The following is a 19,045-nucleotide window of genomic DNA, read 5'->3' on the forward strand; positions in this document are numbered from 1 at the left end:
CACCATGTCCCGGCGCAGCTTGCTGCTGACCGGCGTGAGCCTGCTGGGCAGCTACGTCGCCTTGTCCAGCCTGCCCTCCTGGGCCATCCCGCAGCCTGACAGCCCGCAACTGGCCCCCTTCATGCGCCTGTCCGCGCTGCTGGTCAATCACCGCCTCAATCCGGCGGTGGGTGCGCGCATGCTGGAAGTGGCCGCGCGCGAACACGCCGACCTCGACACCCTGATGCGCCAGTTGCTGGCCATCGCCGAACAGAAGCAGGCCCGCAAGGTGGAAGACTTCTTCGCCGATATCCCCGCCGGCCCGCAGCAGACGCTGGCCTACTGGATCATCTTCGCCTGGTATACCGGCTGCTCTTCGCCCAAGCGCAATGCCACGGTCTTCACTTATGAAGAAGCGCTGACCTACCAGACCACGCTGGACGTGGTCGCCATCCCCTCCTACGGCATCAGCGGTCCCAACCGCTGGCGTCAGGTCACGGTGCCGCTGGCCGACATGCCGCGCTTCTGATCCCTGCAACCTGTGGAAAATCAACGTATGAACAGCAACAACAAGGCCGAGGTGGTCATCGTCGGCACCGGCGTGGTGGGCGTGCTCATCGCCGAACAACTGCTGGATGCCGGCATCCCCGTACTGATGCTGGAAGCCGGTCCGCGCGTGGCGCGCGCCGAAGTGGTGGAAAACTTCCGCAACCTGCCGCTGGCGCTCAAGGGCGATCCGTCCTCCTGCTATCCGCCGCGTCCGTGGGCACCGCATCCCATGCCCTCCAGCGAGAATCCGGACGATCACTACCTGGAACTCTCCGGTCCCGACAAATACGCCCAGACCTTCATCCGCTATGCCGGCGGCTCCACCTGGCACTGGGCCGGTACCTGCTGGCGCCTGACGCCGGAAGACATGCAGCTGCACACGCTCTACGGCGTGGGCCGCGACTGGGCCTTCGGCTACGACGTGCTGGAACCGTATTACACCCGCGTCGAACACAAGCTGGGCATCTGCGGTCCGTCCGACCCGGCCCTGCAATGGCCGCCGCAGCGCTCGGCGCCCTACCCCATGCCGGCCCTGCCCTTCAGCCCGGGCGAGCAGCGCTTCACCGACGTGGTCCGGGAACTGGGTTACCACAACATCCCGACGGCCCAGGCGCGCAACAGCGGCATGCCCTACGATGAGCGCCCGGCCTGCTGCGCCAACAACAACTGCGTGCCGGTCTGTCCGGTCGGTGCCAAGTACGACGCCGCCACCGCACTGGCGCGCCTCGAATCCAAGGGTGCCACCATCCTCACCGATGCCGTGGTGTACCGGGTCGAGACCGATGAGGCCAACCGCGTGAACGCAGTCAACTACTTCGATGCCAACAAGGTCAGCCATCGCGTCACCGGCAAGATCTTCGTGCTGGCCTGCAACGGCATCGAAACGCCCAAGCTGCTGCTGATGTCGGCCAACAGCCGCAGCCCGCACGGACTGGCCAACAGCTCCGACCAGGTCGGGCGCAACATGATGGACCATCCGCAACTGACCATGACGCTCACGCTGTCCGAACCCTACTGGTCCGGTGTCGGTCCGGTGGTCAACAGCGGCATCATGGAAACCTCGCAGGGCAGCTTCCGTTCGGAACATGCGGGGGCCTATTTCCGCTACAACAATTTCGCGCGCAATCGTTTCGTCACGTTCGCCGCCTTGAAGAAGGGACTGGTCGGCCAGGCGCTGGACGAAGAAATCCGCCGCATGACCGCCTGCACCGCCGATGTCGTGCTGGCGCATGAAGTGCTGCCCGATGCCGACAACCGCCTCACGCTCTCGGCCAAGAAGGACTGGCTGGGCCTGCCGCGTCCGTCCATCCATTACGACGTGGGCGACTACACCCGCAAGTCGGCCGAACAGTATTCGCTGCCCATCGGCCGCAAGATCGCGCAAGCCATGGGTGCCACCGACATCAAGGTCAGCCCCGCCTTTGCGCAGAGCAAGCACATCATGGGCGGCACCATCATGGGACTGGATGCGGCCAATTCGGTGGTCGATCCCGACTGCCGCGCGCACGATCACGACAACCTGTTCCTGCCCGGCGGCGGTGCCATGCCCAGCACCGCCTGCGGCAACAGCACCCTGAGCATGGCGGCACTGGGCCTGAAGGCGGCCGATGCCATCGTGCGCCAACTGCAGAAAGCCTGAGGACGAGCATGCGACCATTGAACCTCCTCGCCCTCGCCGCTGCCCTGCTGGCCACGTCTGCAATGGCGCAGACACCCGAGCCGGCGAGCGCGCCACCTGATGTGCCCGCCGCAGCACCGGCCCCGGCCGTCTCGCCCGAAGCGGCACTGATCGAGCGCGGCCGCTACCTGGCGGTGGCCTCCGACTGCATCGCCTGCCACACCGCGCCGCGCGGCAAACCCATGGCCGGTGGCCTGGCCATCGCCTCGCCGGTCGGTGAGATCATCGCCACCAACATCACGCCCTCCAAGTCGCACGGCATCGGCAACTACAGCGAAGCGCAATTCGCCGCCGCCCTGCGGCGCGGCGTGCGCGCCGATGGCGCCAACCTGTATCCGGCCATGCCGTACACCGCGTATGCCGCATTGAACGATGCAGACGTGCATGCCCTGTATGCGTATTTCATGAAGGGAGTGGCACCGGTCGATACCCCGACGCGCGAGACCGCCCTGCCCTTCCCGATGAATATCCGGGCGTCGATGAAGGTGTGGAATGCGCTGTTCCTGAAGGACCAGCCGCTGGCCCCGGCCCCGCAGCGTTCTCCGCAATGGCTGCGCGGACGCTACCTGGCCGAAGGCCCGGCGCATTGCAGCAGCTGTCATACACCGCGCGGCTTCCTGATGCAGGAGAAAACCAATCTCGCGCTCTCCGGTGCCCAGGTCGGCCCCTGGTATGCGCCCAACATCACGCCGCATCCCACGGCCGGCATCGGCACCTGGAGCCAGGATGAGCTGGTCGCCTATCTCAAGACCGGCCGCGTGGAAGGCCGTGCCCAGGCCGCCGGCAGCATGGCCGAGGCGATCACGCACAGCTTCTCCAAACTGACCGACGAGGACCTGCGCGCCATCGCCGTCTACCTCAAGGAGACCCCGGCCATCGGCCCGGACTCGTCGACGCCGCCCACGTTGGGCACGCGCTTCGAACAGGGCAAGGCCGGCAATGCGCTGGCGCAGTTCCGTGGCCGCACGCTGGCCGCCGACAGTTCCGAGGAGATCCGCGGTGCGCGCCTGTTCTCGGCCAGCTGCGCTTCCTGCCATGGCTACAACGGACAAGGTACGCGCGATGGCTACTATCCTTCGCTGTTCCACAACTCGGCCACGGCGGGCGTCAATGCCAACAACCTGATCGCCACCATCCTCTATGGGGTGGAGCGCGAGACCGAAGACGGTGGCCATGTCTTCATGCCACCCTTCGGCGACCAGCCCAATGCGCTCAACAAGCTTTCCAACGAGGATGTGGCAGCGCTGTCGAATTACCTGCTGAAGTATTACGGCAACCCCGACCTCAAGGTAAAACCCGAGGACGTGGCCGTGATCCGCGAGGGCGGCCCGCGTTCGCCGCTGCTGCTGGTGGCGCGCATCGGCATGGGCGTGGGCGCGGTGGTGGTGGTATTGCTGCTGTTGCTGGGGGCACTGATGCTGTTGCGGCGCAAGCGCATCGATCCCGAGCACGACTGGAAATAATTTACGCGCCATACAAAAAAGCGCTGTTCCTCTCAACAAGGAACAGCGCTTTTTTTACTTCTTTTCTACAGTCAGACCGGATCAGGACTTGGCGTAACGTCCTTCCAGATCAGCCTGCGCACGCAGACGCTCATACTCGTTGAGCGGCATCGGCTGGGCATCACGCTCACCCAGTTTTTCCAGCGGAATGCGATAGGTCTCGCGGGCGGACAGCGCTGCCAGTGCCGACACGATGGTGATGCCGAAGGCGATGCTGCCCACGGTCAGCCAGATATTGCTGGAGCCCGGAGGTGCCACGGCGGTGAACAGTGCCGGCAGCATGGCCGTGATGGCGGTCCCCACGTTCTGCGCGATGGCCATGGCCGAGACACGCGAACGGGCCGGGAACAGTTCCGGATAGAAGCTGGGAAAGACCGCGTTGTAACCCTGGTAGACCACGCCCCACATCAGGATCGACATCACGAAAGCCAGTTCGACGTTGCGGATGCTGATCGCATACAGGTAGGCGAAGGCGAACAGGCCGGCCAGCAGCGAACCGACGATGATGGGCGGACGGCGGCCGATGCGGTCCGACAGCTTGCCCACATAGGGAATCACCAGCACCGCCACGATATTGCCGACCACCGGAATCCACAGGTAGACATCCTTGGCGAATCCGATGCCATAGGCCGGCTGCACCGCATAGGCCGCGCCGAAGATGGTGGCCACCACCGGGATCACGTTCATGAGCGCCATGCAGACCACGCGCAGCATGTTGGGCGAACTGTCGCGGAAGGCTTCCACCACCGGCGAGCGACGCTTGAGTTCATTCTTGTCGGCGGCCTTGAACAGCGGGGTCTCATCCACGGTGCGGCGGATGATCCAGCCGGCGATGATGACCAGGAAACTCAGCAGGAAGGGAATGCGCCAGCCCCACACATTGAACTGTTCGGCCGGCATGTAATGCGCCAGCGGCAGGAACACCGCGGCCGCCAGGATCTGTCCGGCCTGCACCCCTTGCAGGGTAAAGCTGGAGTAGTAGCCACGCCGCCCGAAGGGTGAGTGCTCCAGGATCATGGAACTGGCCCCGGAAATTTCACCGGCCACGGCAAAGCCCTGGGCCAGGCGCATGATGACCAGCAGTGCAGGTGCCCACAGGCCGACCTGGTCATAGGTCGGCAACAGCCCGACCCCGATGGTGGAAAAACCCATCAGGAACATGCACCACAGCAGCACCTTCTTGCGGCCGTGGGTGTCACCCAGGTGGCCCAGCACGAAGGCACCGATGGGACGCGCCACATAGCCCACGCCATAGGTGGCCAGCGAGGCGATGATGGCGGTGGTCGGATCGCCCTTGGGGAAGAACAGCTGCGGGAAGATCAGCGAGGCGGCCGTGGCATAGATGAAGAAGTCGTAGTATTCGAGCGCCGAGCCGATCCAGCCGCTGGCGGCGGCCTTCTTGCTCTGCTGCGAGTGATCGCTGGAATGAGAGGATTGCATGGTGTCTCCGTGGTGTTGCCGGGCAGGCCGTCATGCTGATGCGATGACGGCCTGCCGATATTAAGAAATGGCTGGCTCAGGGGCGAACTCAGAAGCGATGCAGGATGCCCATCTGCAGTCCGATCAGGCTCTTGCCATTGATGTCGGCCCCGGCCAGGTTGCTGCCCGGTCCGGCCGAGCCGCTGAAGCGCCAGCCGGCATTGGCCTGGTTCTTCATGTAGTTGGCGAATCCATAGAGCGTGGTCCGCTTGGAGAGGTCATAGTAGGCGCCCACGTTGCCGCCCTGTGCACCACCATCCTTGTGGGAGGTGTCGACCATCACGCCATACAGCGCGCCGATGCGCAGCTGCGGCGTCAGGCGATAGTCCGCCGAGACCTGGTAGACGTTGTAGAAACGCTGGATATTCGGATCGTTACCGGCAAAGAAATTGTTGGGATTGCTGACATTGTTGAGGATGGTCGCGGCATTGTTGCCATTGGCGTTGGCGGTGGTGTTGTTGCTCCGTACGTAGGCCAGGTAGATCTTGCCCGGGCCATAGTCGTAGTCGGCATACACGTTATGGTATTGCACCGTATTGCTGTACAGGCCGCCGGCATTGGGTTTTGCCACCAGACCGGCATAGCCTGCGCGATACGGGCCGTTAGTGTAATCCAGACCGAACTGATAGACACCACGGCGGCCCAGTCCCTCGCCCGCGGTCTCCGGCATGGCGTAGTGGATATCGAACTGGAAACCGGCCCAGCGCGGCGACTTCCACGACAGGTCATTGTCGAAGCGCGAAGGCACGCCGAAGGTATTGATGATGGAGCCGTAGGTGGTGCGCTCGGTATAGTCGATGGCACCGCCGATGAAGAAGGGCACGCTGTTCTGGCGGCCCACGCGGAATTCACCGGCGGCCGGGGTCTTGATGCCGACCCAGGACTGGCGGTCGAACAGGCGCGTGCTGTCGGCCAGGCCGCCGGTGTCGCCGGCGAATCCGTTTTCCAGCGTGAAGGTGGCGGCATAGCCACCGCCCAGATCCTCATAGCCTTTGAGGCCGATGCGGCTGCGCAGGATCGCGCCATCGTTGAGCGCCCACAGGCTCTTGCCGCTGCTGCTGTGCATGTAGCCCAGGTACTGGTCGACCGTGCCATACAGGGTGACGTTGCCGGTGCTCTGCGCCAGGGCCGTGGTGGAGGCGGCCAGCAGCAGGCCCATGGCGACGGGCCTGCGCAGTGCGCTTGTTGGGCGGGTGGATCGTGGTGTCATGTCTCGGATCTCTGTTGTGTTTGTGGTTATGGTTGTGATGATGGTGGTGGAGCGTAACTCCCGGCACACGCAATGCGTCCCCTGCCGGCGCGCTGCGCGGCATGTTCCGAACGGGAGGAAACGGTGGGCCCGCTGCACCCTGGCGTGTTCAGGGAAGGGGCCGGTGGATCAGGATGAAGGGCGCTGCGGTGTCATGGGGTCTCCTCTGTTGTGATCATGCGGCCCGCCCCCTGAAGGGACGGTGTCGCATCGTCAAACCCGCTCGCTATGGTTTTGTTGTGGCGAGCCGGTGGTGCTGCTGATGCTGATGCTGATGCTGATGCTGATGCTGATTTCTGATTGTTGACTGCAGGTTAAGGATCGCTTTATGCGTCTACGCCGCCACCGCTTCACGCACCCGCAGGCCGCGCCGCAGCACCTGGTCGGTCACCCACTTGGCCGATCGCCGCGCCCGCTCGGCCACCACGGCCGGCGACATCTGCAGGTAATCGTCATTGAACACTTCAAAGCTGTAGTCGCCGCGATAACCGCCGCGATGCAGGCGGCGCACCATGTCGGAGAGCTCCAGCGAATGCTCGCCCTCACCGGGGAAGACGCGCAGATGGCGCGCCGTCTCCAGCCGTTCTTCGGGCGTACGGATCTCGCGCCACATGAAATCGGACAACTGGACCATGACGATGCGGCGGCCGGGAATGGCATCCAGGTCTTCCAGCGCGCCGCGATTGGCAAGGATGTGGAAGGAATCGATGACCACGCCGAGATTGGCGTGATCGGCCATCTCCACCACTTCCCAGGCCTGCATGTATTGATTGATGTGACGTCCCCAGGACAAGGCTTCGAAGCCCACGCGGATGCCCAGCGGCACCGCCAGGTTGGCCAGCTTGGCCAGGTCGCGCGCGATGTGGCGGGTGTCGCCGCTGGCGTGTTGCGAGGTCGAGGAGCACACCATCAGCAGCGGCGCACCGACCGCCTTGCAGATCTGCAGCAGGTTGCGGGCCACGTCCACCTTGTAGTCGTGCAGGCTGCCCTGCAGGCCTTCGTAATCGCGCATGACCTGGATGCCGGTGACGCGCACGCCGCTTTCGCGCACCAGCTTGACGGCCGCCTCCAGCCCGCCGGGATAGCCGACCAGGTCCTTGGACCACAGCATGAGCTGCGAGAAACCAGCCGCCTTGGAGGCGGCCAGTTTGGATTCCAGTCCACCCGGCAGGGTGATGGTATCCATGCCGAAATTGTCGAGGTTCACAATGCCTCCAGATGACGGAAGTCGTCCGCGGCCACGCCCGGCCAGCCGAACAGTTCGAGATACAGCGGCGCCTGCTCGATGAGCATCTCCTTGCCCTTCTGGATGCGGCAGCCCTTGGCCTGCGCCTCCACCAGCAACTGGCTCATCTCGATCTTCATGCCGCAGTCGGCGACGATGGCCTCCGTACTCACGCCTTCCAGCGCGAAGGGCATCGGGTCGCCCACGTGCATGCCCAGCGGCGTGCAGTTCACCAGCAGGTCGACACCGCTGGCATCCGGCTGCGCGAAACGCACGCGGGTCGCCGGATAGGCGGCTTCCACGCGCGCCAGCAAGGCTTCGGCCCCGGCGCGATTGGTATCGAAGACGCTGATCTCGGCGATGCCCTGCGCGGCCAGCGAGGCGACGATGGCGCAACCGACGCCGCCGGTGCCGACCACCAGGGCGCGCGTCTTGTTCCACACCAGCGGACGGTCGGCAGCGGTACGCGCCAGTGCGCGGATGAAACCTTCGCCATCGATCAGGTCGCCCCAGACCACGCCCTCGGCATCGCGATAGACCGCATTGCAGGCACCGGCGACACGGGCGCGCAGGGTGGCCTGTTCGACCGCCTCCAGGGTCATGGGCTTGTGCGGAATGGAGACGAAGATGCCGCCCACGTTTTCCGTCTTCATGAACATGCGCACGGCTTCGCAGTAGCGTTCCGGTTCGATCTTGAACGGGATCACGCGCGCATCCAGCCCGTGGCGCTTGAAATACGCGTTGAACAGAGTCGGTGCCTTCACCTGTTCCACCGGCCAGCCGATGACGGGGAAGATGCGGGTGGTGCCTGTGATTTCCTTCATGGTCTCAGTTCTTGTCTTTCTGGCTGCGGACCAGTTCAAAACTGACGCCGCCCTTGTAAAGCTGGGTGAGCGCACCGCGCTCGCTGATCTGGGTAGGCGCGCGGTCGACGAAGATCACGCCGCGCTCCTGCAATTGCCGCACCGCCTGCAGCACGTCGGGCGTGCCCAGGCCGAGGCGCAGCCACTCTTCTTCCCACTGGATGTCTTCGGTGCCTTCGGGGGGTTCCACCAGCTGGATGTAGAACTGCCGGCAGGGGCTGGCCAGCAGGTTGCCCTTGGGCAGGATGCCGAAGAACTGCCCCTCGGGCAGCACCGAAAATCCCATCAATGACGAATAGAAGTCGATCCATTCACGCGTGCGCTCCGGCCCCACGGCCTGCACCAGGCCGAAGAAATGCATGCCCGACAGCGCCGTGGTCTTGCGCCGCTCCTGGCTGGAGGGCTTGAAGTCGACGTCGTAGATGGAGAAGTCGCGATAGCGGTCGACGAAGTAGATGATGGAGTCGCCACAGCCATGCACGCCCGGGATGTTCAGTTCCATCGCCCCGGCGCGGGTGGGAATGGGCCAGGCCCCCAGTTCGGTCACGCGGCGATAGGCCTCGTTGGCGTCGCGCACGCGCAGCGCGATGGCGCTCAGGTTGGTGGCCTGCACCTCATGGTCGAAACCGGACCAGGCCGACACGTCGGCGTTGACGATCACGTTCATCTCGCCTTGCGTGTAGAGCACCACTTCGCGCGAGCGATGGCGGCCGACCTGTTCGAAGCCCATGCGCTCCAGCACGGCACCCAGCGCCAGCGGCTCGGTGGTGGCGTATTCGATGAACTCGATGCCATCGATGCCCAGCGGATTGGTGGGGACAGGATTGTTTTCTATGGTGTTCATCATGATCCCGATGATTTGTCTCGGAGCCGAGTATAGCCAAGCCCACCCCCTGCAAAAAGGCCGATATGAAGCAAAGCGTGCGATAATCGCGCAACTTGTTCGCCAATCACTCATTTCTGGACTTTTTTTACGATGATCGACCAAAACTCGGTAGAACTGGACATCCAGAAGCGAGACCTGATCGAAGGATTGATGAAGGGTTTTGACGTCATCACGGCCTTCACCAGCGAGTCGCCGCAGCTGACCGCCAGCGAAGTGGCCGAGCGCGTGGGCCTGACCCGCAGCGCTGCGCGCCGCTATCTGCTGACGCTGGTGCATACCGGCATGGCGGCCTCGGACGGCAAGAAATTCTGGCTCATGCCGCGCCTGTTGAACCTGGGCCAGTCCTATCTGGAATCGGCGCGGGTGCCGCGCGCGGTGGTGCCCTTCCTGCAGCGACTGACGCAGCAGCTGCAGGAGTCCACCAACTTCTCGCTGCTCGATGGCGACGAGATCGTCTATGTCACCCGCGTCACGGCCGCGCAGCTGGTCAATGCCGGTTTCGAACCCGGCACGCGCCTGCCGGCCTACACCACCACGGCCGGCCGGGTGCTGCTGGGCATGCGCGAGGATGCGGAGATCACCGCCTATCTCGACCGCGTGACCCTGATCCCGCACACCCACATGGCCATGACCGACAAGGCCGCGCTCTTTGCCGAGATCGTCACCATGCGCAAGCAGGGTTACGGCATTACCGAGAACCAGTTCGAGATGGGCATGCGCGGCATCGCCATTCCGGTCAAGAACCGCAATGGCCGCGTCATCGGTGCCCTGAGCGTGACCTCCAACATCGCCGCCTGCTCGCGCGAGGACGCCATCGCGCGCGGCGTGCCGGCCCTGCAGACCACGGCCAACACGCTGATGATGTGGGTATGAGGACCATGCACAAGAGGAATCCGCGATGAGCGATGTGGAGAAAATCGACGCGCCGGAAGATGGCAGCGAGGCCGGCGAAGGCGGCCTGGCCCGGCGCGACTGGATCGCCGGACTGGAGAAGGGCTTGCTGATCCTGGAAGCCTTCGACTACGACAACCAGCGCATGACCTCGGCGCAAGTCGCGGCCCGCACCGGGCTTTCGCGCACGGCCGCGCGGCGCTACCTGCTCACGCTGGAACACCTGGGCTACCTGCACAGCGAAGGCAAGACCTTCGCCCTGACGCCCAGGGTGCTGAAAGTGGGCTGGTCGTATTTCGATTCGGCACCGCTGCCGCGCATCCTGCAGCCGCACCTGCAGCAGATCACCGGTCAGACCGGCGAGGCCGTCTATGCCAGTGTGCTCGATGGCTGGGACCTGGTCTTCATCGCGCGCAATGGTACTTCACGCGTAATGACCACCGGCTTCGTGCTGGGCGCACGGGTGCCGGCGCAACTGGCCTCCCCGGGCATCGTGATGCTGGGCGCGCTGCCCGAGCAGCAGGTGCGCGAGTGGCTGGCCACCTGTGCCATGACGCCCTTCACGCCGCACACCATCACCGATCCGGATCGTCTCTACGAGCTGATCGCACAGGCGCGCCAGCAGGGTTATGCGCTGGTGGAGCAGCAATTGCAGACCGGTGTGCGCGGCATTGCGGTGCCGCTCAAGAATCGGCATGCCAAGGTCGTGGGCGCACTCAGTCTCAGTTTTCCGCTGGCAGTGGAATCGCAGGAACAAACACTGGCGCGCGTGCTGCCCGCTTTGCAGCAGGCAGCCAATGCGCTGATCCATCAGGTGTGAGGGACCAGCGCGTGCTGCCGATTACAGATCGGTGAAGACGGTCTCGGCCGCCAGGCGCGACTTCGGCAGCTTGGCGTTGAAGTCCTCCGCACCGCTGTAGCCCAGGCTCACCAGCACGACACTGGTGAAGCCCTTTTCGCGCAGGCCCAATTCTTCGTCCAGCACCTTGGCATTGAAACCTTCCATCGGCACCGCATCCACTTCCAGTTCGGCCGCGCCCAGCAGCAGCGTGCCCAGGGCCAGGTAGACCTGCTTTTCCATCCAGTGCTGGGCATCCTTCAGTTCATAGCGATGCAGGTTGCTGTAGAGCAGACGCGAACCGCGCTGGCCGGCCTTGGCCTCGGCGTTGACGAAACGGCCGTCGGCTTCTTCCTTTTCCAGCAGGGCTTCCAGGTGCGGTTCGCTGATGCCGGTGCGGGCGCACAGCACCAGCACGTGCGAGGCATTCAGGATCTTGGGCAGGTTGTAGGGATAACCGGCTTCGGCAGCCTTGCCGATGCGGGCCTTGGCGGCATCGCTGGAAGCCACCACGAAATGCCAGGGCTGCGAATTCACCGAAGACGGGGCCAGGCGCAGCAGCTCGCGCAGTTCGGCGATGATGTTCTCGGGGACCTTGCGGCTGGGATCGAAGGCCTTGGTAGAGTGGCGTTTGCGGGCGGCGTGGAGCAGGCTCATGGGGGTTCCTTGCGTTTAATGGTGTTGGCGTTGAGCATTCAATTTTGCTTAATGCTCTGAAATGCGCATCAATGATCGACTGCGGCTTGAATGACATCATCGGGCAGGATGCGGTTTCAAAAAAGCGGAGCGTGGCAGAAACATTTTCAAAAATAAATTGAAAGTAGAATGAGCGCTTTGATTCGTCTTCTTCATCGTTCCCGCTCATGATCCGCCTGGAAGACCTTGCCATCTTCGTCTGTGCCGCCGACAACGGCAGCCTCTCCGCTGCCGCCCGTCAACACGATGTCACCCCGGCCGTGGCCAGTGCCGCCATGAAACGCCTCGAAGGCGAACTCGGTGCCCGCCTGCTGGCGCGCTCCACCCGCAGCCTGCGCCTGACACCCGACGGCGAACGCTACCTGCAATACGCCCGCAACGTGCTGGCCGAAGTCAATGCCGGACGCGATGCCGTGGCCCATGGCCGGCGCGTGGTCGGCGGCAATCTTTCGCTGTCGGTGCCCTCCGATCTCGGGCGCAATCTGATGTGCCAGTGGCTCGATGAATTCCTCGCCCAGCATCCGGCAGTGAGCCTGCAGGTACGCATCAGCGACCGCGTGGCTGACATGTTCCGCCAGCCGGTAGAGGTGGCGATCCGCTACAGCCCGCCGGAAGATTCCAGCCTGGTAGCCCTGCCCCTGGCCCCGGACAACCGCCGCGTGCTGTGCGCCTCGCCCGACTACCTCGCTCGCCACGGCCGCCCGCGCATGCCGGCCGACCTGCGCCAGCACAATTGCCTGCGCTATCTGCTGTCGGACATGCTGCATTCGCAATGGACCTTCTTCAAGGACGGTACGCCGGTACAAGTGCAGGTCAGCGGCGACCGCGTCTGCGACGATGGCGAACTGGTACATCGCTGGGCCGTGGAAGGCCGGGGCATTGCCTACAAGTCGCGGCTGGACGTGCTGGCCGACCTGCGCAACGGAAAACTGGAAGCGCTGATGGAGGATTACCAGGGCGAGGCGTCACCGCTGAACCTGGTCTGCACGCATCGCATGAGCCTCTCGCCCACCGTGCGTGCCCTGCGTGAATTGCTCGGTGAGCGCGTTGCGCGTTATCTCACCGATCGCTAGTAGAAAACATCAAGCCTTGCTGAGCACGCGACGCAAACCCAGCGAAGGCAGCGCCGGCAACACCAGGCCCAGGCACAGCAGGCCCATGCCCAGCAGCAGGTCCGCCGAGAGCGTCTCGCCGAAGATCAGCGAGGACAGCGTCAGGCCCACCACCGGCACCCCAAGCATGCACACCGACACCGTCACCGGCGAGAGGCGCTGGGTCATCTGCAGCACGATCAGGAAGGTCAGCGCAGTAGCCAGCGGACCGGTGTAGGCAATCACGCCCCAGGAGTGCGGATCGGCCAGGAAGGTCGGCGCGCCATCCACCAGCAGCGCCAGCACGCACAGCGGTACCGCGGCCACCAGGGTCTGCCAGGGCAGCAGGTCGAAGTCCAGCTTCACGCCCGGCGTCATCTTGATCTGCAGGATGTTCATGGCCCAGGACAGCGACGCCGCGCCCAGCATCAGGTAGCCGATCATGCTGTGCATGTCCGCATGCAGCAGTGCCGGCAACACGATCACGGCCATGCCCGCATAGCTGCAGACGGTGGCCAGCGATTGCTGCGTGCTCAGCTTGTGCTTCAACACCAGGGCTGCGCCCGGCACCACCCAGATCGAGGTGGCATAGGCGATCAGCGAAGCGCGGCCCGGCATGACGAAGTGCAGCGCGCCGGTCACCAGCGCCGTGAACAGGCCCATCTGCAGCACGCCCACCCCGGCCACCACCGGCCACTCCTGGCGGGTGGGCAGGCGCAGCTTGCCGAGGGCGGCGGCGATGATGAAACTGAGGATGGCCGCCGACAGGAAACGGCTGGCCGCAAACCACAGCGGCGGGATGAACTGGCTGCCGAACTTCATCACCGGCCAGTTGCCGCCCCAGATGCAGATCGCCACCACCACGCACACCAGGAACAGCCGGCTCATCGGCTGCGGCCGGGAGGAAGCGGGGCTGGCGGATCGGGCGGGTGCGGCAATGGCGGTGGACATCAGGGGCTCCAGAGGGGAAACGGCGCGTTGCAGCAGGCATGCTGCAGCGCATCCAAACGGCTCCCATGGTAGAGAAGAGGCGGCCAATAGTGCTGCCGTATTTGATGGCAGGAAACGGTCCTGGCAGCACTTCCTGCTGCCAAATCGCATTTTTGAAAATTATTTATCCGCGATAACGCATTTGGTGCAGCATGCACCACTGCGGGCCGCCGACCGCCCCATGTAAAAGGGGCGGCCTGCCGTCCCGCAGCAACCGCCCCGCTTTTGGTCGATATGAAAGAAAAAGCGGCCAGGCGGCCGCCCAGCCTCAACGCACGGCCAAGCCCCCCTGCCCCGGTCGATCCAGGGTGAAGACCCCGACCAGATTGACCAGCTTGTCGGCCTGCTCCTGCAGCGACTGCGCGGCGGCGGCGGCCTGTTCCACCAGGGCGGCATTCTGCTGGGTGGTTTCATCCATCTGGGTGATGGCTTCACCGACCTGTTCGATGCCGGCGCTCTGCTCGTGGCTGGCGGTGGCGATTTCGCTGACGACCGTGGAGACGCCCTGGATGCTGGCCACCACTTCCTGCATGGTCTGCCCGGCCTGCTGCACCAGGTGGGTACCGGCATCGACCTTGCCGACCGAGTCATCGATCAGCTGCTTGATCTCCTTGGCGGCAGCGGCCGAACGCTGGGCCAGCGAGCGCACTTCGGAGGCGACGACGGCAAAGCCGCGCCCCTGCTCCCCGGCGCGCGCCGCTTCCACGGCGGCATTCAGGGCCAGGATATTGGTCTGGAAGGCGATGCCGTCGATGACGCTGATGATGTCCACGATCTTGCGCGAGGAGGCATTGATGGAGGCCATGGTCTGCACTACCTGCCCCACCACTTCGCCGCCCTGGATCGCCACCTTGGCGGCGCCCGAGGCCAGTTCATTGGCGTGCTGGGCATTGGCGGCGTTCTGCTTGACGGTGGAGGTCAGTTCTTCCATTGCGGAGGCAGTCTCCTCCAGCGAACCGGCCTGTTGCTCGGTGCGGTTGGAGAGGTCCATGTTGCCATTGGCGATTTCATCGACCGAGGTCTTGATGGAGGTGGTCGCGCCCTGGATACCCTGCACGGTATCGACCAGGCGGTCACGCGTGTAGGCCACGGCCGCCACCAGGCTGTGCTGGTCGCCGCCGCTGGTGCGGATGGTGCCGGTGAGGTCGCCGCCGGCGATCTTGCGGGCCATCTCGGCGGCTTCGGCGGGCTCGCCGCCGATGGAGCGGAAGATGTTGCGCGAGACCAGTCCGGCGATGATGGACAGCAGCACGCCCAAGGCCACCAGTACCACGACGGCCTGTACCAGGGCGCGGCGGAAGTCGGCCTCGATGTCATCGGAATAGACGCTGCAGATCAGGTCCCAATTCCAGGGCTTGAAACGCTTGACGAAGCCCATCTTGGGACTGGGCTTGTCGCTGCCGGGGCGCGGCCACCAGTATTCGAGGAAGCCCTTGCCGGCCGGCGAGGCACCGGCTGCGGCGATCATCTTGTAGAGTTCGTTGCCCTTGGCATCCTTGAAGGAGAGCATGTTGCGGCCATCGAGCTTGGTGTTGATGGGATGCATGACGATGGTGGAGTCCGCACCCACCAGGGTGGCGTAGCCGTCACCGGTATAGCGCTGGTCGCGCACGCGGGCGATGGCGCCCTGCTGCGCCTCGGCGCGGGAGAGCTTGCCGTCGGCCTCCAGCTTGGCGAAGCCGGCCACGGTGGTATAGGCCATTTCGGTCACGTCCTCCAGGCCGCGCTGGCGCTCGGCGATCTGCAAATCACGGGTCTGGTAGGCGTGCCAGACGGAGAGGAACAGCAAGGCTATCCAGGAAAACACCAAAGGTAGCCAGAGTTTTTTCTTCAGCGAGAGTCGATTCATCATGGGCGTGGAGGCGTGGTCGTTGTCGGAAATGTCGAACGGAACGTCATTGGCGGGAATGACACGACCATGCGGCCCCAGCTTGCCGCCAGGCAATGCATGGCGATCCTCCCCCCATGCAGATTACGGCTTGCAACACGCGCGCTAAAGGCCAAACTGACAATTAATCGATAAATTATTTATAAATTCCTGTTATTCAGGAATCTGCACCTTGGGCCGAGCCGGATCCGGCAAGCCGCAAGGAAGGAATTGCCCGCGCCCCGGTGTGCCCAGCACCTCGCCATCGCGCCAGACAATCTCGCCGCGTGAGAGCGTGAGCACCGGCCAGCCCGTCAGCTGCATGCCTTCATAGGGGGTGTAGTCGACGTCGTGATGCAGCATGCTGTTGCTGACCGTGACCTGGCGATGCGGATCCCAGACGGCGATGTCGGCATCGCTGCCGATGGCAATGGTGCCCTTGCGCGGATAGAGGCCATACATCTTGGCCGGGTCGGTGGCGGTCAGGGCCACGAAGCGGTTGAGATCGATGCGGCCCTTGCCCACGCCTTCGGAGAACAGGATGGGCATGCGCGTCTCCAGTCCCGGCGTGCCATTGGGGATGTAGCGGAACGGCACCTCCTTGCCGCCCGGCTTCTTGCCTTGCGGATCCTCGTAGCGGAAAGGCGCATGGTCCGAAGAGAAGACCGTGAACAGCCCGCTGGCCAGGCCATCCCAGACGTATTGCTGGTTGGCCTTGTCGCGCGGCGGCGGGCTGCAGACGCACTTGGCACCGTGGTAGCCGTCATCGAGGTGATCCGCCGTCAGCACCAGGTACTGCGGGCAGGTCTCGGCGTGGATGCGCAGGCCGTGGCCGTGCGCCCAGCGGATCTGTTCGATGGCCTCGCGTCCGGAGACATGCACGATCAGGATGGGCACATCCACCAGCTCCGAGAGCGCAATGGCGCGATGGGTGGCTTCGCGCTCGACCATCATCGGGCGCGAGTGGGCGTGATACTTCGGCGCGGTCAGGCCGGCCTCTTCCAGCTGCTCGGTGAGCCAGCCGATGCAGTCGGCATTTTCCGCATGCACCATGACCAGCGCACCCTCCCTGCGGGCCAGCGCCAGCAGGTCGAGGATCTGGCGATCATTGAGCTTGAGATCGTCATAGGTCATGTAGATCTTGAAGGAGGTATAGCCCTCGCGCACCAGTTGCGGCAGTTCGTTCTTGAGGACCTCCTCGCTGGGGTCGCTGACGATCATGTGGAAGGCATAGTCGATCACCGCCTTGCCCTCGGCGCGGCGATGATAATCCTCCACGGCCGCTCGCAGCGAGCCGCCCTTCGCCTGGGCCGCAAACGGGATCACCGTGGTGGTGCCGCCGCAGGCGGCGGAGATGGTGCCGCTGCGGAAATCGTCGGCCATGCGCAGGCCCTCTTCCATCGGCTGGTCCAGGTGGCAATGCGCATCCACGCCGCCGGGCAGCACCAGCTTGCCGCTGGCATCGATCTCCTCGCGGCCGGGCGGCAGGCCCCGTCCCAGCATGGCGACCTTGCCGTCCTTGATGCCGACGTCGCATTGCATGATGTCGGAGGCCGTTGCAACAGTGCCGTTGCGGATCACCAGGTCAAAGCTGTCCATCCGTATTCCTTTCGAACAAGCGTGGTTCACCCCGCGCCGCCGGCATGCGCCGGGGCGTGAGACTGAAGTTGAAAATGGAAGAGGCCGCCGGTGCGGCCGGTGCCCGCGCCGGCGTGAGCGTTAGCGCACGTCGCGGAACAGGCTGCCCCAGCCGCGAATGCGCGAGGGATCGGCACCGGCCTGCTGCAGCGATTTCCAGACCACGGTGGAGATGGTGTCGTAGATCGGGATGCCGACCTCGCGCTCCAGTTCTTCCACCAGCGGTGCGCCGCGCAGGTTGGTGCAGAAGATGGTGATGGCCTGCGGTTTGTCTTTGGCCACCTCATGCACCATGGCGCGCAGCTCTTGCGCGCCCACTTCGGAGAAGGAGAAATTGTCCTGCTTGCGCAGGTGGCGTTCGGAGACGCACTCCAGGCCCGAGGCCGCATAGTTCTTGATGATGGCGGCCTGCACGTCGTCCAGGTAAGGCGTGACCAGCCCGAAGCGCTTCACCCCGGTGAGATCGAAGATCTCGTTCAGGGCCAGTACCGAGGTGCAGGCCGGGATGCCGGTGGCTTCGGTTATGCGGCGGCACAGGCGCTCATCGGCATCGAAACCCAGCCAGCCCGAGGACGTCCCATTCCATGCGATGCTGCCAACCTTGGCATGCGAGAGCAGTTCGGCGGCGCGCAGGATTTCGCTGTCATCGAACTGCGCCAGCGCCTGGTTGGACAGCGCGATCTCGGTCACGCGGAAGCGGCCAAAGTGGGCGCTGGCTTCCGGGATATCGGCCAGCATGGCGGTGGTGACCGGCTCCAGCGTGGTGTTGGAGGACGGCGTGAGCATGCCGAGCAGGGTGCGTGGGATCATCTTGTTTCCTTTCAGGCTGCCAGCAGTGCAGCGTCGGCATGGGCCAGCGCCGATTCCTCGCGGATCAGGCTCAGCACGTGGCGTTTGTACTGGTTGAATTCGGGCGTGGTGGTATCGCGCGGACGCGGCAGATCGATGTCGATCAGCTCGCGCATGCGCCCCGGACGATGCGTCATCACCGCCACCTTGGTGGCCAGGATCAGGGCTTCGTCGACGCTGTGGGTGACGAAGACGATGGTGCCCTCGTAGCGCTGCCACAGGGCCACCAGTTCTTCCTGCATTTCCATCTTGGTCTGCGCATCGAGGGCGGCGAAGGGTTCGTCCATCAGGATCACCGAGGGGTTCTGCAACAGCGCGCGGGCAATGCCGACACGCTGCGCCATGCCGCCCGAGAGTTCGCTCGGATAGTGGTTCTCGAAGCCCTTGAGCTTGACCGTCTCGATGAAGGGCTGGGCCGCCGCGCGCCGCTCGGCCGCACTCTTGCCCTGCAGCTTGAGCGAGAAGGCGACGTTGTCCCACACCGGCAGCCAGGGCATGAGGTTGGCCTGCTGGAACACCATGCCGCGATCCGCGCCGGGGCCGGTGATGGGCTTGCCGGCCACCGTGACCACGCCGCTGGTCGGGAATTCAAAACCGGCGATCATGTTCAGCAGCGTGGACTTGCCGCAACCGGAGGGGCCGAGCAGGCAGAGGAATTCCTTCTTCTCCAGACGCAGGCTCACGTGGTCGATGGCCAGCATGTCGGTGCCGCGCTTGCGGTCCTTGAAGACCTTGACGATATCGTTCAATTCGATGAATGCCATGATGCGATGTC

At 64.4% G+C, this 19,045-nt stretch carries 17 protein-coding genes; 6 read left to right on the forward strand and 11 right to left on the reverse strand.

What is annotated here, in order from left to right; genetic code table 11:
• Positions 1 to 4 precede the first annotated feature (4 nt).
• From ACWFUC_RS24940 to ACWFUC_RS24950, 3 genes are read left to right on the forward strand one after another with little or no spacing between them, the layout of a single operon-like run.
• Positions 5 to 508, forward strand: a complete 504-nt coding sequence (locus ACWFUC_RS24940) for a sorbitol dehydrogenase family protein (RefSeq protein ID WP_232729669.1) — start codon at positions 5 to 7, stop codon at positions 506 to 508.
• 27 nt (positions 509 to 535) lie between these two features.
• Positions 536 to 2,167: a GMC family oxidoreductase gene (locus ACWFUC_RS24945; protein WP_489623708.1), complete on the forward strand. Its 1,632-nt coding sequence runs from the start codon at positions 536 to 538 to the stop codon at positions 2,165 to 2,167.
• An 8-nt stretch (positions 2,168 to 2,175) separates the two neighbouring features.
• A complete protein-coding gene (locus ACWFUC_RS24950; protein ID WP_489623709.1) occupies positions 2,176 to 3,669 on the forward strand; it encodes a c-type cytochrome in 1,494 nt (497 codons plus the stop codon).
• 81 nt (positions 3,670 to 3,750) lie between these two features.
• Here the strand turns inward: ACWFUC_RS24950 and ACWFUC_RS24955 are convergent, their stop codons facing one another.
• The 5 genes from ACWFUC_RS24955 to ACWFUC_RS24975 form a co-directional block, all read right to left on the reverse strand.
• The gene (locus tag ACWFUC_RS24955) at positions 3,751 to 5,148 is read right to left on the reverse strand and encodes an MFS transporter (RefSeq protein WP_310837856.1); all 1,398 of its coding nucleotides are present in this window, start codon (positions 5,146 to 5,148) and stop codon (positions 3,751 to 3,753) included.
• An 88-nt stretch (positions 5,149 to 5,236) separates the two neighbouring features.
• Positions 5,237 to 6,397: a porin gene (locus ACWFUC_RS24960; protein WP_489623710.1), complete on the reverse strand. Its 1,161-nt coding sequence runs from the start codon at positions 6,395 to 6,397 to the stop codon at positions 5,237 to 5,239.
• Positions 6,398 to 6,770: 373 nt separating this feature from the next.
• Positions 6,771 to 7,643, reverse strand: a complete 873-nt coding sequence (locus ACWFUC_RS24965) for a sugar phosphate isomerase/epimerase family protein (protein ID WP_034330567.1) — start codon at positions 7,641 to 7,643, stop codon at positions 6,771 to 6,773.
• The gene (locus tag ACWFUC_RS24970; RefSeq protein WP_489623711.1) at positions 7,640 to 8,485 is read right to left on the reverse strand and encodes a shikimate dehydrogenase family protein; all 846 of its coding nucleotides are present in this window, start codon (positions 8,483 to 8,485) and stop codon (positions 7,640 to 7,642) included. Before ACWFUC_RS24970 ends, ACWFUC_RS24965 begins: the two co-directional genes overlap by 4 nt.
• Before the next feature lie 4 nt (positions 8,486 to 8,489).
• Positions 8,490 to 9,371: a 4-hydroxyphenylpyruvate dioxygenase gene (locus ACWFUC_RS24975; RefSeq protein WP_088755638.1), complete on the reverse strand. Its 882-nt coding sequence runs from the start codon at positions 9,369 to 9,371 to the stop codon at positions 8,490 to 8,492.
• A gap of 129 nt (positions 9,372 to 9,500) precedes the next feature.
• Here ACWFUC_RS24975 and ACWFUC_RS24980 point away from each other — a divergent pair, with 129 nt between their 5' ends.
• On the forward strand, positions 9,501 to 10,283 hold the full coding sequence (locus tag ACWFUC_RS24980; protein ID WP_039787035.1) for an IclR family transcriptional regulator domain-containing protein: 783 nt from the start codon (positions 9,501 to 9,503) through the stop codon (positions 10,281 to 10,283).
• A gap of 25 nt (positions 10,284 to 10,308) precedes the next feature.
• Positions 10,309 to 11,121, forward strand: coding sequence for an IclR family transcriptional regulator domain-containing protein (locus ACWFUC_RS24985; RefSeq protein WP_051156421.1), 813 nt, complete (start codon positions 10,309 to 10,311; stop codon positions 11,119 to 11,121).
• Positions 11,122 to 11,142: 21 nt separating this feature from the next.
• On the opposite strand, the gene nfsB is transcribed toward ACWFUC_RS24985, so the two are convergent.
• The gene (gene nfsB / locus ACWFUC_RS24990; RefSeq protein ID WP_489623712.1) at positions 11,143 to 11,796 is read right to left on the reverse strand and encodes an oxygen-insensitive NAD(P)H nitroreductase; all 654 of its coding nucleotides are present in this window, start codon (positions 11,794 to 11,796) and stop codon (positions 11,143 to 11,145) included.
• Between the two features lie 206 nt (positions 11,797 to 12,002).
• Here nfsB and ACWFUC_RS24995 point away from each other — a divergent pair, with 206 nt between their 5' ends.
• Positions 12,003 to 12,908: a LysR family transcriptional regulator gene (locus ACWFUC_RS24995; protein WP_489637392.1), complete on the forward strand. Its 906-nt coding sequence runs from the start codon at positions 12,003 to 12,005 to the stop codon at positions 12,906 to 12,908.
• Between the two features lie 9 nt (positions 12,909 to 12,917).
• Here ACWFUC_RS24995 and ACWFUC_RS25000 read toward each other — a convergent pair whose 3' ends face one another.
• The 5 genes from ACWFUC_RS25000 to ACWFUC_RS25020 form a co-directional block, all read right to left on the reverse strand.
• Positions 12,918 to 13,877, reverse strand: coding sequence for a DMT family transporter (locus ACWFUC_RS25000; RefSeq protein WP_121043695.1), 960 nt, complete (start codon positions 13,875 to 13,877; stop codon positions 12,918 to 12,920).
• Between the two features lie 307 nt (positions 13,878 to 14,184).
• Positions 14,185 to 15,765, reverse strand: coding sequence for a methyl-accepting chemotaxis protein (locus ACWFUC_RS25005; protein ID WP_209534335.1), 1,581 nt, complete (start codon positions 15,763 to 15,765; stop codon positions 14,185 to 14,187).
• A 192-nt stretch (positions 15,766 to 15,957) separates the two neighbouring features.
• Complete coding sequence (gene hydA / locus ACWFUC_RS25010; protein ID WP_209567553.1) at positions 15,958 to 17,382, reverse strand: dihydropyrimidinase; 1,425 nt, start codon at positions 17,380 to 17,382, stop codon at positions 15,958 to 15,960.
• A 120-nt stretch (positions 17,383 to 17,502) separates the two neighbouring features.
• Complete coding sequence (locus ACWFUC_RS25015) at positions 17,503 to 18,231, reverse strand: maleate cis-trans isomerase family protein (protein WP_039787027.1); 729 nt, start codon at positions 18,229 to 18,231, stop codon at positions 17,503 to 17,505.
• An 11-nt stretch (positions 18,232 to 18,242) separates the two neighbouring features.
• Positions 18,243 to 19,034, reverse strand: a complete 792-nt coding sequence (locus tag ACWFUC_RS25020) for an ABC transporter ATP-binding protein (protein WP_034330555.1) — start codon at positions 19,032 to 19,034, stop codon at positions 18,243 to 18,245.
• Between the last annotated feature and the right edge of the window lie 11 nt (positions 19,035 to 19,045).

Source organism: Herbaspirillum sp. Her4, assembly GCF_057961335.1.